We start from the raw sequence: 15782 nt of genomic DNA, 5'->3' as shown, positions 1-15782 counted from the left end.
GTGTGATTTTAAGGCCTGCAGAAGAAAGAAAACGTCAGAATCGATTTTGCCTTTCGCCGCCATCCGGATCTCAACATTCAGTACGACGAAAGGCTGTTCACTGCATATGACAACCTTCGAGCCTTTGGGGTTGTCATAAAGCAGTGATCGCTCAATGTTCTAATAGCGACAGGAGAGATTCCATGAGTGAAAAGATAGCCCCTCTGACCCAGCGCCCAGCCTGGAAAGCCTTGACGCAGCATGCAGAAACCGTGAAGACGCTCCAGCTTCGCCAGCTCTTCAAGGACGATCCCGCACGCGGCACACGCCTTACCGCTGAAGCCGAAGGCCTCTTCCTCGACTACTCGAAGAACCGCGTCACCGACGAAACCCTGAGCCTGCTCACGCAGCTCGCCGAACAGTCCGGCCTGAAGCAGCACATCGAGGCCATGTTCACCGGTGAAAAGATCAACATCACCGAGAACCGCGCCGTGCTGCACGTCGCCCTGCGCGCTCCCAAGTCCGAATCCATCAAGGTCGACGGCGAAGATGTCGTTCCCGAAGTCCACAAGGTGCTCGACAAGATGTCCGGCTTCGCCGACCGCATCCGCTCCGGCGAGTGGAAGGGACACACCGGCAAGCGCATCAAGAACGTCATCAACATCGGCATCGGCGGCTCCGACCTCGGCCCCGTCATGGCCTACGAGGCGCTGAAGCACTACTCCCAGCGCGATCTCACCTTCCGCTTCGTCTCCAACGTCGACGGCACGGACTTCGCCGAGGCCGTGCAGGACCTCAACGCCGACGAGACCCTCTTCCTCGTCGCCTCCAAGACCTTCACCACGCTCGAGACCATGACCAACGCGCACTCCGCGCGTGACTGGGCTCTCGCCTCGCTAAAGGACGATTCGGCCATCGCCAAGCACTTCGTCGCCATCTCGACCAACGCCAAGGCCGTTGCAGAGTTCGGCATCGACACCGAGAACATGTTCGGCTTCTGGGACTGGGTCGGCGGTCGCTACTCCATGGACTCCGCCATCGGCCTCTCCACCATGATCGCCATCGGCCCGGATAACTTCCGCGCAATGCTCGCCGGCTTCCACGCGATGGACGTTCACTTCCGCACAACGCCCTTCGAGAAGAACCTGCCCGTGCTGCTCGGTCTGCTTACTGTCTGGTACACGGATTTCTTCGACGCCCAGACGGTCGCGATTCTGCCCTACGAGCAGTACCTCAAGCGCTTCCCGGCCTATCTCCAACAGCTCACGATGGAGTCGAACGGCAAGCACGTCACGCTCTCCGGCGAACACGTTGCCACCGAGACCGGTCCGATCTACTGGGGCGAGCCCGGCACCAACGGCCAGCACTCCTTCTACCAACTCATCCACCAGGGCACGCGGCTGATTCCCTGCGACTTCATCGGCTTCTACAAGACGCTCAACCCGCTCGGCAGGCACCACGACATGCTGATGGCGAACGTCTTCGCCCAGGCCGAAGCGCTGGCCTTCGGCAAGACCGCCGAAGAGGTCAAGGCGGAAGGCGTCGCCGAGGCTCTGGTGCCGCACAAGGTATTTGAGGGCAACCGCCCCTCGAACACGATCCTGGCCGACGTGCTTACACCCGAGGTACTGGGCAAGCTGATCGCGCTATACGAGCACTCTGTCTTTACCCAGGGAACGATCTGGAGCATCGACTCGTTCGACCAGTGGGGCGTAGAGCTCGGCAAGGTGCTGGCACAGAAGATCATCGGCGAACTCGAGAGCGCGACAGAACCCGCACTCGCACACGATACTTCGACCACCAACCTGATTCGCCGCTACAGAAGCAAGAAGTAATTACCGGAAAGAAAATGCAAAGGTCGCCACTGAATCCGTGGCGACCTTTGCGTTTTTACTCAGCGTCAAAAGCCTTTGGAAAGAGCCGCCATTTCCGTACCACCTGGGGGAGAAATGGGGGAGATCTTGCGCTTACCCGCGTCGTGCGTTTATCGTAGAGACAGGACGGCAATCGCACCATGTCGGTACGTGGCCCGTTTTTAGGAGGTTTCCGTGAACCCCATTCTGCCCGCGGCCACGCCAGCAGTCCCCGCTATTCCCTCTACCCCCGCTCCCAAAGTCAAGATCTCCCCTGCTACCGCGCTGGAGGTTTACACAGGCGACCCGAACTTTATGGCCTCGCTGGCTCGCGGTCTCGTTGTCATTCAGGCCTTTACTCCGCAGACTCCGCAGATGACCATCTCGCAGCTCAGCGTACGCACCGGCCTCTCGCGTGCTGCCGTGCGGCGTTGCCTGTACACCCTGGTCAAGCTGGGATTTGCCGGCTCCGACGAGACCCAGCGCTACTCGCTGCGGCCCAAGATGCTGACCCTGGCCAACACCTATACGGCCTCCAGCACACTCGCCAACGCAGCGCAGCCCATTCTGGAGCGCATGTCGTCCACCCTGCACGAGTCCTTCTCCGTGGCTACGCTCGACGGCGACGACATCGTCTACATCGCACGCACCAGCGTCACGCGCGTCATGTCGGTCGACCTGCACATCGGCTCTCGCCTGCCGGCGTTCTGTACCAGCATGGGCCGTGTTCTGCTGGCTTACCTGCCCCAGGACCAGCTTGAGCTCTACCTCTCCCGGGCTACCTTCACGCAGTTCACGCCGCGGACGATCACCTCGGCCGACAAGCTACGGCTCGCGCTGCGGAATGTCCGCCGTAACGGCTACGCCCTGGTGGACCAGGAACTGGAGATCGGTCTGCGCTCTCTGGCGGTACCGGTACAGGCTCCCAATGGACGCGTCGTGGCCACCGTCAATCTGAGCGGTCATGCTCCGCGCATGCCGATGCTCGAAATGCAGACGCGCTTCCTGACCCATCTGCGCGGGGCGGCGGCCGAGTTGAGCATCTTTTTGCGCTAGTAACTCATTGATAAAAAACAATTTGAGGGCTGTGTAATCTAATTGGCCAGTTCTGCGTCAAAGACCATAGTGGGTTGACTTACAGGTTTCTACAATGAACCGCAAGCTGCCCTGTTATGAAGACGACGCTGCCTGCAGATTCGCCAAACCGGTCTTTCCGGTTAAGCGGACTTGTAGGTAGAATGATCCCACAAACCTTGGACCTCATGAGCTTGGCACTAGAGCTTCACGAAGCTGCGACGCACTTGCCTTCGACCGCCATCGGTCATCAGACAGGGCGACAGACCGCCGATCCAGCGATTCGCTACTGCATGCTGGTCGTGCTCCTTCCGCTATTGGCGATACCGGCGTTTATCTGCCTCGGCAAATCCGATTTCTTTCTTCACCATGGCGCCAGCGTCTGGGTACAGTCCAATGACGCGATCTTTAACTTCCAGGATCGCAACTGCGACGTGCTCGTCTATGGAGACTCCACCGCGATGACGGGTATCGACCCCGAGGTAGTGAACCGCGAAACCGGCTTCAAGACCTGCAATATCGCCGTGACCAACGCCGTTCTGGCCGTCACCGGAAACCTCACGCTCGACCACTATCTCAAACAAAACACACACCCTAAGGTATTGGTCGTGCAGTTGGCGCCGGATGACTTCCAGCAGGAAAACCGTGTCTGGAGGCACACCATCTACGCGGAAGGCCTGCTTGAACTGCTGCGTCATGGATCACCCAGCGAAAGCCACCAGGTCCTTTTGAATCACCCCCATGAAGCCATTGCCTTTGCCGGCTATGCCGCAGGCTTCACAGCGTATTACGCAATCAAAGATGTTTGGTTCCGTACAACGCATCTTCGCGCGGAAGAAGACCAGATTCAGGTACGCAACGGCTTCTTTACTCCCCCTTCACCGGCTCGAACGTACTGCGAATCCGCAGCCAAGCTCAATGAGCACTCTCATGGAGACTTTCCGCGCGCCCTGGCGGATCAGTATCGGAAGGGCTACTCCAATCGCAGCGCCATCGTCCTGGTAGATGTAGCCCCCATCCCCTCCTGCGACGACAATCTCAAGGCCTACTCCTCAGAGTTGGAAGGCATCACCAGCAACTCTCTGCAATCGTTGCCCATTGGCCTCTTCAATGATGGCCGCCACTATACGGCCTTCGGATCGCGCATCGTCAGCACCCTGGTGGCACGCCAGGTCAACGAAGTCCTCCAGAAAACCCCCTATATTGACAACCGCAGCATTGCGTCACAGCCCAACATCCCTGAGTTTCACTCTGTTTCTCTGCAGCGTTAGAGCAGAATCCCTATCACTGTCCCCCGGAAAGAGCTTAGGAGTGGTGCTTTTCCTGGGGAAAAGCACCGTCTAAAGGATTGCCCTTGGGTATACCTATAGGGATTCTGCTCTAGTTTCGCGTAGGCCCCGGGCCGCTTTGATACCCTCGTCTTTTATTTACGCTGCGGCAAACAATGCTTTTTAACTCTTTCAAATTCATCTTCTGCTTTCTCCCCATCACCATGGTGGGATTCCACCTGCTCGGACGCCTCGGCCGCAGGCCCGTGATCGCGTGGCTTGCTCTCTGCTCGATCGTCTTCTATGCGGTCTTCAAGCCGGTCTTTGTCTTCTTCCTCCTGGGATCCATCGTCGTCAACTACCTGGTTTCGATGGCCATTGCCGCGGCCGAGGAAGGAAGCTCACGCCGCCGCCAGTTTTTGACACTGGGCATCACGCTCAACCTGCTCGCACTCTTCTACTTCAAATATCTGTACAAGACGCTGCTGCTGATTCACAGCCTGCACCTACCCGCTCCAGCCGCGCACCCGGTGCTTCTGCCTCTCGGAATCTCCTTCTTCACCTTCACCCAGATCTCCTACCTCGTGGATCTCGCGCAGGGACAGGCGGAGCGCCAGGACCTTCTCAGCTATGTGCTATTCGTCACCTTCTTCCCGCACCTCATCATCGGTCCGATCCTCCATCACAAGGAGATGATGCCGCAGTTCGCGGCGGGACGGCGCTTTCGCCTGGTGCCTGCGGACGTATCGCTGGGAATCACCTGGTTCCTGTTCGGTCTCGGCAAGAAGGTATTGATCGCGGACAGGCTCTCAGGACAAGCCAGCCTTGCTTTCGCTCATGCCGGTTCGCAGTCCGCAGCCTCAGCGTGGACCGGACTCATCCTCTACACGATGCAGCTCTACTTTGACTTTTCGGGTTACTCGGACATGGCGCTGGGACTGGCGCGCATCTTCTCCATCCGCTTCCCGCTCAACTTCGACTCCCCCTACAAAGCCACCAGCGTGACCGAGTACTGGCAACGCTGGCACATGACGCTCACGCGCTACGTCACGCTCTATCTCTACAACCCGATCCTGCTGGGCGTGCAGCGCCGCCGCCTGGCGGCTGGGAAGAAGATCTCGCGCAAGGCTCTGACAACCGTCAGCGGCTTCTCCGCGATGGTGGCCTATCCGACGATCATTACCATGCTGCTCACCGGGCTATGGCACGGCGCGGGCCTGCAGTTCCTTCTCTTCGGCCTGCTGCATGGCGTCTACCTGACAGCAAACCAGGCCTGGCGGCACTTCCGGCAGCGGCAGAAGGGAGTCACGGAAGAGCCTCCGACGGGACTTCTGCGTATGGCGCTGCGCATCGGCGTCTATCTGCAGGTCTCGCTCGCGCTTATCTTCTTCCGCGCGGATTCTCTGCATTCCGCCTTCGCCATGCTGCACGATCTCTTCGGCGGCAACGGGCGTGGTCACATCGGCAATCTTCTGGACGGAGCCCTGGGGCTGGCGCTCTTCCCCATCGTCTGGTTTATGCCCAACACTCAGGAGATTCTCGGAGAAGAGCCACCCTCCTCAGCCGCGCCTAGTATTCTTCTGCCGCGTCTGCGCTGGTCTTCCAATATCGTCTGGGGTATTGTGATGGCGGTACTCTTCTTTGCGATCCTCGCCAATCTCGACCACACGAGTTCGTTTCTTTACTTCCAGTTCTAAGGGCATCCAGCGTTGCGGCGCTTTTGCTCTGTCTTTGCCTTTGCTTTTCAGGTTGTCATTCCGACCCTGAGCGTAGCCGAAGGGGAGCGAACCTGCTGTCTCCCGTTTTTTGCGAGTGTCGCCACAAACGTTGTGTGTCAGCTGAAGCCAAGCCTCAGTTCCAGATCGCTTGCTTTCTGGGTGATACGAACGAAGAACGGGAGGAAGCAGGTTCGCTCGCTGCGCTCGGAATGACAACCAGAAAAGCAAAGGCAACAGCAAAGACAAAAACAAAGACAAAGACAAAGACAAAAACTACAACCCGAGCACCCTCGGCCACTCCGAGGCATGCTCGACAAACACATCGGGTTGCGCAGCAGCCAGCGCATGAGGCGACAAGCCGAACCCACAGCCGAGCGTGCGAACCCCGCAGCTCCGTCCGGTGAGCACATCGACATCCGTATCGCCAATCATCACAATCTCATCGGTCCGTAGCGGCTGATCGAGCCTCGCATTCGCCTCGGCGATGAGCGTCTGCAATCCCTGCGGATCGGGCTTCTTGGTCGGGAAAGAATCGCCGCCATAGTTCTGGAAGAAAAACGGCTCAAGGCCCAGTTGCCTGCAAATATCGAGCGAAGGTCCTACCGGCTTATTGGTAAGCACGGCCATCAGGATCTGCGGATGCCGGTTGCGAATCTGTTCCAGTGAGGCCAACACTCCGTCATAGACGACCGTGTTATCGAGCTTGTGCACACGGTAGTAGCTCAGGAAAAACTCGAGCGCCTCGCGCACCACGCTCTCATCGTGGGTACTGGCATCGAGGTCCCCGGGATCGCCCAAGGCGCGGCGAACCAGCATCGCCGCGCCATCCCCGATGTAACTTGCAATCACAGCATTCGGCAAAGGAGGCTTGCCGAGGTGTTCCAACATCGCATTGACCGAGTTGCAGAGGTCAAGCGAAGAGTTGATAAGGGTACCGTCGAGATCGAAAACCAGAAAACGTGGAACAGGCATACCCCTAGTTTAGGTTAGAGCGTGTCAGCAAACTCACAGCTTCAAACTACGGATGAGGGGATTAGAACTCATTTTTGTTTTGAAGGGGCGGGGCTTCAGCCCCGCCGTTGAGGCGATCTCCTGAAGGGTTTTAGCCGCGGAGGGACATGGGTTTGCTCCGATATCATTCCCTCAGTGGCTAAAGCCACCGTTCGCAGCGACTTCTAACGGCGGGGCTGAAGCCCCGCCCCTTCAAAACAAGAATCTGGCTAAACCTGGAATAGGACTGCTGGAACAGGACTGAATGACCAGCCTAGCGAGGCTCCACATTGATGTTGCCGGAACCCGTGCGAATCTCCAGCGGGGCTCCGCCTCCATTGATGGAAGCCGTGAGGTGGTGCCGCGAGGAGTCATCCTGCTTCGGAGCTCCGGGGAACTGGATGTGAATATCGCCCGATCCCGTTGACGCTTCGAGGTTGAAGCGTGCATCCGGATTCAGATGCAGGCGCACCGATCCCGAACCGCTCGCCAGGTTTCCTGTTCCCTCAAGCCGTCCGATCGCCTCAACATCGCCCGAACCCGTGCGAGCATTCAGTGAGCCATTGAACTCGTGGATGCGAATATTACCGGAACCGGTCTTGGCTTTCACATCGCCGGCAGCGTCCTGATCCAGTTCGATATCGCCCGAGCCCGCCTGAAGTTCGGCAGGTCCATGAATGCCATGGGCGCGTACGTTTCCTGAGCCACTGGTTGCCGAAAGGTACCGGCCCACATGGTTGATTTCGATGTCACCCGAACCGCTATGGAGATTGAGTGCGGTGGATGAGGGAACGGCAATGTCGTAGTCGATGGAGATGTTATTGAACAGGTTGCGATCGCTCGTCTCACCGATGCGGACTTCATTCCCGTTCTGCACGATCGGCGGGTTGTCGACGATACGCTGCTCGCGCGCTTTGACGTCTCCGAAGGAGCTCCATCCGGCATGAATGTGGCCAACCACATGAATCTGGTTGTCATTGGCCTGGGAGATCTTGATATCGCCTGACCCCGTAGAAACATAGAGATCGGCCTGCGACGAGACGTTTAAGGTGCGGGTGAAGGTGCTGTCCGCGAAGGCGGGCACGACAAACAGCAGAAGACTCGAAGCGACAAGAAGATGAAGTTTCATGATGACGGCGGCTCCCTCATAAAGCGGCAGTTGTACAAGCTAGATCAGGATACGCAGTCTTACAGGTATTAGTTCCCCTCATCGCTGGGAAGAGGAAAACAAAATACCAAAGGAACGTATTATCTTTGCCGTTATGCCAATTTGGGTAGTACCTCAGTTTGGAATTGGCTTCTCTTGCGCCAATTTCACCGTAGGCTGAGAATGGATGCATGGACATGAACAGTCTGGCGAAGTCGATAGTCGATCAAGCTACCGGCGAAGCCCCCATCGTCCGCCCTAAAGAGAAATCTCCGAAGGCTGTAGCGCGAGGTATCGCAAGGCGCGATGCATTGTTCGCGGTGGAGCGTTCAGAGATTGCCCGTGACGCCGCCAACCTGCGGTGGGCGAAAGTTAGGGGAAACCAGGAAAAATAATTGCATACATGGATATTGCCTACATGGGTTCTGTAGGCTTGCATTTTGTTCTACGATTACTATCCTCTCTAAAAGAGGACGACCTCACCCGTGGTATAGGTGAGGCCGTAGGGGATTATATCCAGACTGTGATGATCAAACCATCAACAGTTTGAAGTACCACAACCACGATAAGAAGGCGTCTTCTTTTCATGGTTCCCCCTTTCCTCCCGAAGCATGATTTACGGCATTGGCGTGCCGTAGCGTCGGAAGCTGTAAGGGTAGTGAAGGCCGGAGCGGGGAACTGACCCCCGTTGCTCACCAGTTGCAAGCTGGTGTCCCTGACCGCAAGGATTAGGCTCTCCGGCCACATACAATAAAGCCCAGTTTACCTGTGACGGTAACTGGGCTTTATTGCTTTAGAAGGGGATGTCTTCGTCGGTGATGCCGTCAGAATGCTTAGGACGCAGAGCCCCGTATAATCCCCGCTCTCTTCGTTCGATCTTTCCTTCCTTAGCTAGATCACTAAGATACGGCCCAACCGAGTTCTCGTTTGCATCGAGGGCTGTGGCGATAGACGCCAGGTTGAAGCCCAAATCAGGTCGTTTCTCAAGGAATTCGATGATTCGCGGTTTCAAGTTCTGCACGGGAACAAAGACTACGTTTCCCTCAGGATGAGTAAAGAACGATTCCCAGCGGGACTCAAGTTCAGCGAGCTTTCTGTGCGCATCCTTCAAATCGCTCAGTAATTCCTCTACTTCTTCTGGCTTTGGTACAGGCATTGGCGTGCCCTCCCCTCGTGGCTATATTGAGCATACATGAATTCGTAGGAAAACAAACTTGAATTGTAGGCTGACAAGAAACTATTATTCAAGCATAATTCTCATTATGAATAATCTGAGCAGCGTAGACCGCGCTCGCATAATCTCCGCATTGGTAGAGGGAAACAGCATCAATGCAATCTCTCGTATGCTGGGCTTCTCCACGAACACCATCACGAAGTTGCTGGTGCAGATGGGCGATACCTGCCGTGCATACCATGACGAGCATGTAACGGGTGTAGCTGCGAAGCGTGTCCACTGCGATGAAATTTGGTCATTCGTCGGCGCGAAAATGGCGAACGTGAATGAGGAGCAAATCGCACAAGATTGGGGAGATGCCTGGACTTGGACGGCATTGGATGCTGATTCCAAGCTGGTCATCTCCTACCTCGTAGGACAACGTGGAGCGGCATGGGCGAAGGTCTTTATGGAGGATGTAGCATCGCGGCTCACATCGCGTGTCCAGCTCACTACGGATGGTCACAGGGCTTACGCTGAATCTGTAGAGGGTGCATTTGGTATGGATGTGGATTACGCGATGCTGATAAAGCTGTACGGCTCAGACACAGCGCTAGATCGCCGCTACAGTACGGGCCAGTGCATCGGAACGCAGACAGCCGTTCTCGCTGGTTCCCAAGACCCTCTGCACATCAGCACATCATATGTAGAGCGCCTGAACCTCACCACACGGATGCATATTCGCCGCTTCACTCGGCTTACAAATGCATTCTCTAAGAAGCTGGAGAACCACGAGGCGGCGATCGCTCTCCACTTCATGCACTACAACTTCTGCCGCGTGCATAAAACGTTGCGCGTCACTCCGGCTATGGAAGCGGGTTTGGTGCATCATGTATGGACGATTGAGGAGCTTGTGGCTATCTTGCCCACTCCTATAGTGAAGAGGCGCGGGCCTTATAAGAAACGTGCAGAGTAGGGATCACCGCATAAAAAGAGCCGAGACTGATCTCGACTCTTTTTGCTTCTCTCATTCCACATCTCACTTCGGCCATAGAACGGCGTATCAGTCACCGATTAGGTTTATGCCCCGGCCTGTGGTTATCCCAAGTAAAGCGGGGTTTTGGGGCTCCGGAAGAAACTTCGCAAGGACTAGCGACCTCCGGCGTTATTCATATTTTATATCGGAGGATTCAAACTGAGGCACTACCCCGATTCGCCGGGCATTGCCGTTCCTGAACAGCCCTACGCGTACTTGCGCAGGACTCCCAGCACCTTCCCCTGGATGCTCACATTGGAGGCCGGAGCGTAGATCGGGGCCATCTCCGTATTGGAAGGCTGCAGCCGGATAAGATTGCCCTCCCGGTAGAAGCGCTTGAGCGTGGCATCGGCGCCGTCGATCAACGCGACGATAATCTCGCCCTCCCGCGCGGTACGGGTCCTCTCGACCAGCACATAGTCCCCGGAGACGATGTGTTCGTCCCGCATGGAGTCGCCGCGGACCTCCAGGGCGTAGACCTCGCGGTTGCCGATAATGTCGCCCAGGGAGATGGATTCGGCCGTCTCGATGGCCTCCACCGGCTTGCCCGCTGCGATACGGCCCAGCAGAGGAAGGCGGTCGAAGCCCTTCTTCGCCGAGCGCTGCGGCAGAACGTCGATCGACCGGCTGCGGTTGTGAGCGCGCTGGAGCAGGCCTTTGTTCTGCAGATTGGTGACGTGCTTGTGCACCGTGGCCAGCGAATTCAGGCCGAGGCCCGACGCTATCTCTTCGTACGAAGGAGAGTAGCCGTTCCTGGTGGTAAAGCTCGAAAGAAAGTCGATGACTTCTTTTTGCCGCCGCGTAATCGCCATGCGGACATTCTAGCGAATAAAAAGCGAATTGCAAGCGGGGGAATCACATTTGCCATCATTTCCTGGCGTTTCTCATCAAACGACCCTTGGTGTGGGGCCGGACTCTGCCGTCAGTTTGTTGAGGCACGACTCAGAAAATTCGTGCTTCGATCTTTAGGGCCAAAGGCCCGTTTCATACCAGCCTGGGGTGGAGCGAACCCGAGCCGGCACGCGACAGCGTGATGGCTCGGGAAGCGTAGCCCCAGGTTAGGCGCAGGAAAGAAGTTGAGGGCTGTAAGCCCGATTCATCGTGCCTGCACGATGAATCGGGCTTACAGCCCTCTGTCTTTTCTGTTGATCCGAGTACCTGGGGCTACGCTTGCAGCGAGCTAGAAACCGCTCGCTGCTGCGCTCCACCCCAGGCTGGTATGAAACGGGCCGTTGGCCCTAAAGATCAGGACTCTCCTGTTATCGTGACTTTTCCCGCAGCCTGTGAAACCGTGCCCTTCCGATTCGTGACTCAACAAACTGCTTGCACCGTCCGACTTCGTCTCAGGAAGCAGTTTGATGGCACGCCCTAACCGTGGAACGGAGCCCGGATATGAACGGCACAATAAATCATCCGTTTACCGCGCGCGTGACAAACAGATGATGCACCTTTTCACAGCTTTCCTTCGTCTGAGGCAGTGGAGGACAAGAAAACAACATGAGTGAATGGGTAAACGTAAAAGCAGCCGACGGGCATGAACTTTCCGCCTACGTGGCAAAGCCTGAAGGCGAGCCGATCGGCGCGCTGATCGTGGTGCAGGAGATCTTCGGCGTAAACGCTTCGATCCGCAGCGTCGCCGACAGCTATGCCAAGGACGGGTTCCTGGCCATCGCACCGGCGATCTTCGACCGCTTCGAGCGCGGGCTTGAACTGACCTACGAAGGCGAAGATCTGAAGAAGGCCTTCGACCTGTACGGAAAGCTCAATCCCGATACCCAGCTTCTGGATATCGCCGCAGCTTACGAGCACGTCAAGGGTGCCGGAAAGGGCGTTGCCGTCCTTGGGTTCTGCTACGGAGGCCTGATGAGCTGGGTGAGCGCGACCCGCGCCGAAGCGCACAAGATGCAGCTGGATTGCTGCGTCGGCTACTACGCCGGCGGTATCGGCAAAGTGGCAGCTGAAGAGCCCACCTGCCCTGTCCTGCTGCACTTTGGCGCGGAGGACAGCCACATCGGCAGCGACCAGATCGATGCCGTGCGGAACGCGCATCCTGAGGTCGAAATCTTCCTCTATGAGGGAGCTGGGCACGCCTTTGCCAACCACGCACGCACCGACTACAAGGCGGAAGCGGCAAAGCTGGCCCGCGAACGCTCGCTGGAGTTCCTGAAAGAGCACGTAGCGTAAAGGCAGAGTGTAAGGGCAGAGTGTAAGGGCAGAGTGTAGAGAATAGAGCGTAGAGGATAGAGGCAACCGGATTGCTCCGCTGTCTCTATCGTCTGCGCTCTATTTGTCTACACTCTGTTTTTACGCCTCCAGCGTGCTATCTTTAATTGGACACTGAGAGAAGTGGACTAGAGCACAGAGAATCAGGAGTACGTTACAGCCGTGTTGGCACCCGCAAAGAAGACAGACATTATCACTAAATTCCGCACTCACGATTCGGACACTGGTAGCCCGGAAGTGCAGATTGCGATCCTCAGCGAGCGTATCGGCGAGTTGACCGAGCACTTCAAAACCCACAAGAAGGATCACGGTTCGCGCCGCGGTCTGCTGATGCTTGTGAGCAAGCGCCGCCGCCTTCTGGACTACCTGAAGAAGACGGATCCGGATCGCTACCGCGACGTTATCGGCAAATTGGGTATCCGCAAGTAGCTTGCACGTATCCCATCGAGGGCTGTCGCGGCCTGTCGTGCCGCGCAGTCATCAGGAGTATAGGAAAGCATTGAGTTCGCCAAGCGCCATGGATTGGATGGGAGCCCCTTCGAGTGTTCCCGTTCCCGCTGCTCTCCGCAGTGTCACCCTGCGCTTGCCGCTGATGCTTCCGGCTTTCTATACCCTGAACTCACTAACTGGCTATGCCCCAAACTGGCTAAATTTTCAGACCCCGAATTCATACCTGAACCAAGGAGCCCCGACCGAAGCTACTTCGGCGGGGCTTTTGTCTTAGCACTGCTCCCGTAGCGGGCAGTCGGACGACATGACTTTCGAAAAGCTTAAAGACAGAAGACAAGAAGAGGAACGTACATGAAACAAGACGTTACAGTGGAGCTTGCCGGTGGCAAGCAAATCAAATTCGAGACAGGACGGATAGCCAAGCAGGCATCCGGCGCCGCCTATACGACCAGCGGCGATAACGCGGTACTGGCCACCGCAGTCGCTTCGCCCGACCCGAAGGAAGGCATCGACTTCTTCCCTCTTACGGTTGAATACCGCGAGTTCACCTACGCCGGCGGACGCATCCCCGGCGGCTTCATCAAGCGCGAGGGCCGTCCTTCCGAGAAGGAGATCCTCACCAGCCGCCAGATCGACCGGCCGATTCGCCCCTTGTTCCCTGAGGCCTTCCGCAACGAGACGCAGGTCGTCGCGTTCGTGTACTCGGCCGACAAGGAAAACGATCCGGACGTGCTCGGCATCAACGGCGCAAGCTGCGCCCTGGCTCTCAGCGACATCCCCTTCCACGGCCCCGTAGGCGCGGTTCGCATCGGCTACATCGATGAGCAGTACATCGTAAACCCGACCTACACCGAGCGCCTCACCAGCAAGCTGAACATCATGGTCGTCGGCACCAAGGACGGCATCGTGATGGTTGAATCCGGAGCGAAGGAGATCCCCGAGGAAGTCGTCGTCGGCGCGATCGAGTTTGCCCACGAAGAGATCAAGAAGATTGTCGCCGGTATCGAAGACCTGGTCAGCCGCGCCGGCAAAACCAAGCGCACCGTTACCCCGCTCGAGAATGACACCGAGTACGCCGCGGCCCTCAAGGCCAAGGTGGGCGAGTCTCTCGCCGATGCCCTCAACACCAAGAAGTACCCCAAGTTCGAGAGCTACGCCAAGGTCAAGGAGATCAAGGACGCGCTCAAGAAGGACCTTCCCGAGGGTGATGCAGCCGCAGCCAAGAAGCTCGGCAAGTACTTTGAGGGCCTGCGCGAGACCATCTTCCGCGAGCAGGTGCTGAACGACCGCATCCGCCCCGATCACCGCGCCTTCGACGAGATCCGTGCGATCTCCATCGAGACCGGTGTTCTCCCCCGCGTCCACGGCTCGGCCCTGTTCACCCGCGGCGAAACCCAGGCACTGGTCTCCGCGACGCTCGGCACCACCGACGACGCGCAGCGCATGGAAAGCTACGAAGGCGAGCAGAAGCGCAAGTTTATGCTGCACTACAACTTCCCACCGTTCTCGGTAGGTGAAGTCGGCCGCATGACCGGCGTAGGCCGTCGTGAGATCGGCCACGGCGCTCTCGCCTGGCGCGCTATTGAAGCCGTCCTTCCTGGCGAAGACGAGTCCCCCTACACGCTGCGCGTCGTCTCGGACATCCTCGAGTCGAACGGTTCGTCGTCCATGGCGACGGTCTGCGGCGCTTCCCTCTCGCTGATGCAGGCCGGTATCCCCCTCAAGGGCTCCGTTGCCGGCGTTGCGATGGGCCTGGTGAAGGAAGGCGACAAGTACGCCATCCTGACCGACATCGCCGGAGCCGAAGATCACTACGGCGACATGGACTTCAAGGTCGCCGGCACCCGCAACGGCATCACTGCCCTGCAGATGGACATCAAGATCATGGGCATCACCACCCAGATCATGCGTGAGGCGCTCGAACAGGCCCGCCACGGACGTCTCTTCCTGCTGGACAAGATGGACGCCGTCATCTCCAAGGCGAACGAGGAGAAGAGTGCCTTCGCTCCGCGGATTCACACCATCCAGATTCCGACCGACAAGATCCGCGACCTCATCGGACCTGGCGGCAAGGTCATCCGCGGCATCGTGGATGCGACCGGCGTCAAGATCGATGTGGACGACACGGGCCGCGTCAACGTGGCTTCGAGCGACGCTGAAGGACTCGCCAAGGCAATCCAGATGATCAGCGACATCACGGCAGTGCCCGAGGTCGGCAAGACGTACCTCGGCAAGGTCGTTCGTCTCGCGGAGTTCGGCGCATTCGTCGAGATCTTCCCCGGTACCGACGGTCTGCTGCACGTCTCCGAGATCGCAGAGCATCGCGTGAAGGACGTGAAGGACGAACTTCGCGATGGCGACCAGGTCCTGGTGAAGGTGCTTTCGATCGAAGGGAACCGCATCAAGCTCTCGCGCAAGGCCGTGCTCAAGGAGCAGCGCGCCAAGCTCGGCCTGCCTGACCCCGAACAGCCCACCACAGGCGGCGACGAGCCGCGCCGCGAGCGTGCTCCGCGTCCTGAGCGTGGCACACGTCCCGAAGCGCCCAAGCATGAGGACACCATCACCATCGAAGGCGGCGAGGATTTCGACGACGACGAGGAAGATGATGACTTCGACGGCGACGAGGATGAGGGTACCGAGGACAACGGCGTCGAGGAGAACAACGACGCCCCTACAGAACAGCCGCAGGGCGGCGCTCCAGCGGGCACCCGCCCCGCAGGCGCAGGCCAGCAGAAGCGTCGCCGCCGTCGCGGCGGTCGTCGTCCCGGCCAGGGTGGCGGAGCTGCTCCTCAGGGCGGCAACAGCTAGTCTGAAAAGCACGAATGCAGTCGATAGAAGCCGCGCCTTGTGCGCGGCTTCTATCGTTTCAGCGTCGAAGTGGAAGAGGTCTT

At 57.9% G+C, this 15782-nt stretch carries 13 protein-coding genes; 9 read left to right on the top strand and 4 right to left on the bottom strand.

Annotation, left to right across the window (positions count from 1 at the left end):
* Nucleotides 1-182 precede the first annotated feature (182 nt).
* The 4 genes from pgi to HDF15_RS13680 all read left to right on the top strand — a co-directional run bounded on the left by pgi (nucleotide 183) and on the right by HDF15_RS13680 (nucleotide 5871).
* A complete protein-coding gene (gene pgi / locus HDF15_RS13695; RefSeq protein ID WP_184256428.1) occupies nucleotides 183-1814 on the top strand; it encodes a glucose-6-phosphate isomerase in 1632 nt (543 codons plus the stop codon).
* Between the two features lie 213 nt (nucleotides 1815-2027).
* Nucleotides 2028-2888, top strand: a complete 861-nt coding sequence (locus HDF15_RS13690) for an IclR family transcriptional regulator C-terminal domain-containing protein (protein ID WP_184256426.1) — start codon at nucleotides 2028-2030, stop codon at nucleotides 2886-2888.
* A gap of 206 nt (nucleotides 2889-3094) precedes the next feature.
* Nucleotides 3095-4177, top strand: coding sequence for a hypothetical protein (locus tag HDF15_RS13685; RefSeq protein ID WP_260331072.1), 1083 nt, complete (start codon nucleotides 3095-3097; stop codon nucleotides 4175-4177).
* 173 nt (nucleotides 4178-4350) lie between these two features.
* Nucleotides 4351-5871 carry an MBOAT family protein gene (locus HDF15_RS13680; protein WP_184256422.1) on the top strand — a complete coding sequence of 507 codons (1521 nt, stop codon included), beginning with the start codon at nucleotides 4351-4353 and terminating at the stop codon, nucleotides 5869-5871.
* Between the two features lie 294 nt (nucleotides 5872-6165).
* Here the strand turns inward: HDF15_RS13680 and HDF15_RS13675 are convergent, their stop codons facing one another.
* Both HDF15_RS13675 and HDF15_RS13670 read right to left on the bottom strand, forming a co-directional pair.
* Nucleotides 6166-6864 carry an HAD family hydrolase gene (locus HDF15_RS13675; RefSeq protein ID WP_184256420.1) on the bottom strand — a complete coding sequence of 233 codons (699 nt, stop codon included), beginning with the start codon at nucleotides 6862-6864 and terminating at the stop codon, nucleotides 6166-6168.
* A gap of 292 nt (nucleotides 6865-7156) precedes the next feature.
* Nucleotides 7157-8011 carry a DUF4097 family beta strand repeat-containing protein gene (locus tag HDF15_RS13670; protein WP_184256418.1) on the bottom strand — a complete coding sequence of 285 codons (855 nt, stop codon included), beginning with the start codon at nucleotides 8009-8011 and terminating at the stop codon, nucleotides 7157-7159.
* 209 nt (nucleotides 8012-8220) lie between these two features.
* Between HDF15_RS13670 and HDF15_RS13665 the strand changes: the two genes are divergently transcribed.
* The gene (locus tag HDF15_RS13665; RefSeq protein WP_184256416.1) at nucleotides 8221-8424 is read left to right on the top strand and encodes a histone H1; all 204 of its coding nucleotides are present in this window, start codon (nucleotides 8221-8223) and stop codon (nucleotides 8422-8424) included.
* Nucleotides 8425-8822: 398 nt separating this feature from the next.
* Here the strand turns inward: HDF15_RS13665 and HDF15_RS13660 are convergent, their stop codons facing one another.
* Nucleotides 8823-9185, bottom strand: coding sequence for a type IV toxin-antitoxin system AbiEi family antitoxin domain-containing protein (locus HDF15_RS13660; RefSeq protein WP_184256414.1), 363 nt, complete (start codon nucleotides 9183-9185; stop codon nucleotides 8823-8825).
* 106 nt (nucleotides 9186-9291) lie between these two features.
* Between HDF15_RS13660 and HDF15_RS13655 the strand changes: the two genes are divergently transcribed.
* Nucleotides 9292-10158, top strand: a complete 867-nt coding sequence (locus HDF15_RS13655) for an IS1 family transposase (protein ID WP_221314424.1) — start codon at nucleotides 9292-9294, stop codon at nucleotides 10156-10158.
* A 266-nt stretch (nucleotides 10159-10424) separates the two neighbouring features.
* Here HDF15_RS13655 and lexA read toward each other — a convergent pair whose 3' ends face one another.
* Nucleotides 10425-11030 carry a transcriptional repressor LexA gene (gene lexA / locus HDF15_RS13650; protein ID WP_014266233.1) on the bottom strand — a complete coding sequence of 202 codons (606 nt, stop codon included), beginning with the start codon at nucleotides 11028-11030 and terminating at the stop codon, nucleotides 10425-10427.
* A gap of 685 nt (nucleotides 11031-11715) precedes the next feature.
* On the opposite strand from lexA, the gene HDF15_RS13645 reads away from it, so the two are divergent.
* The 3 genes from HDF15_RS13645 to pnp all read left to right on the top strand — a co-directional run bounded on the left by HDF15_RS13645 (nucleotide 11716) and on the right by pnp (nucleotide 15699).
* Nucleotides 11716-12402 (top strand): dienelactone hydrolase family protein, encoded by a 687-nt coding sequence (locus tag HDF15_RS13645; RefSeq protein WP_184256412.1) that lies wholly within the window; start codon nucleotides 11716-11718, stop codon nucleotides 12400-12402.
* A gap of 201 nt (nucleotides 12403-12603) precedes the next feature.
* Complete coding sequence (gene rpsO / locus HDF15_RS13640; RefSeq protein ID WP_014266235.1) at nucleotides 12604-12870, top strand: 30S ribosomal protein S15; 267 nt, start codon at nucleotides 12604-12606, stop codon at nucleotides 12868-12870.
* Between the two features lie 372 nt (nucleotides 12871-13242).
* Entirely contained in the window at nucleotides 13243-15699 is a 2457-nt protein-coding gene (pnp, locus tag HDF15_RS13635; protein WP_184256410.1) for a polyribonucleotide nucleotidyltransferase, read from the top strand.
* Nucleotides 15700-15782 lie beyond the last annotated feature (83 nt).

Origin of the sequence: Granulicella mallensis, assembly GCF_014203225.1 — a bacterium.
Taxonomy (GTDB): Bacteria; Acidobacteriota; Terriglobia; order Terriglobales; family Acidobacteriaceae; genus Granulicella; species Granulicella mallensis_A.
Note: the sequence above shows the minus strand (reverse complement) of the source record. Positions and strands in the feature narration are given on the sequence as shown.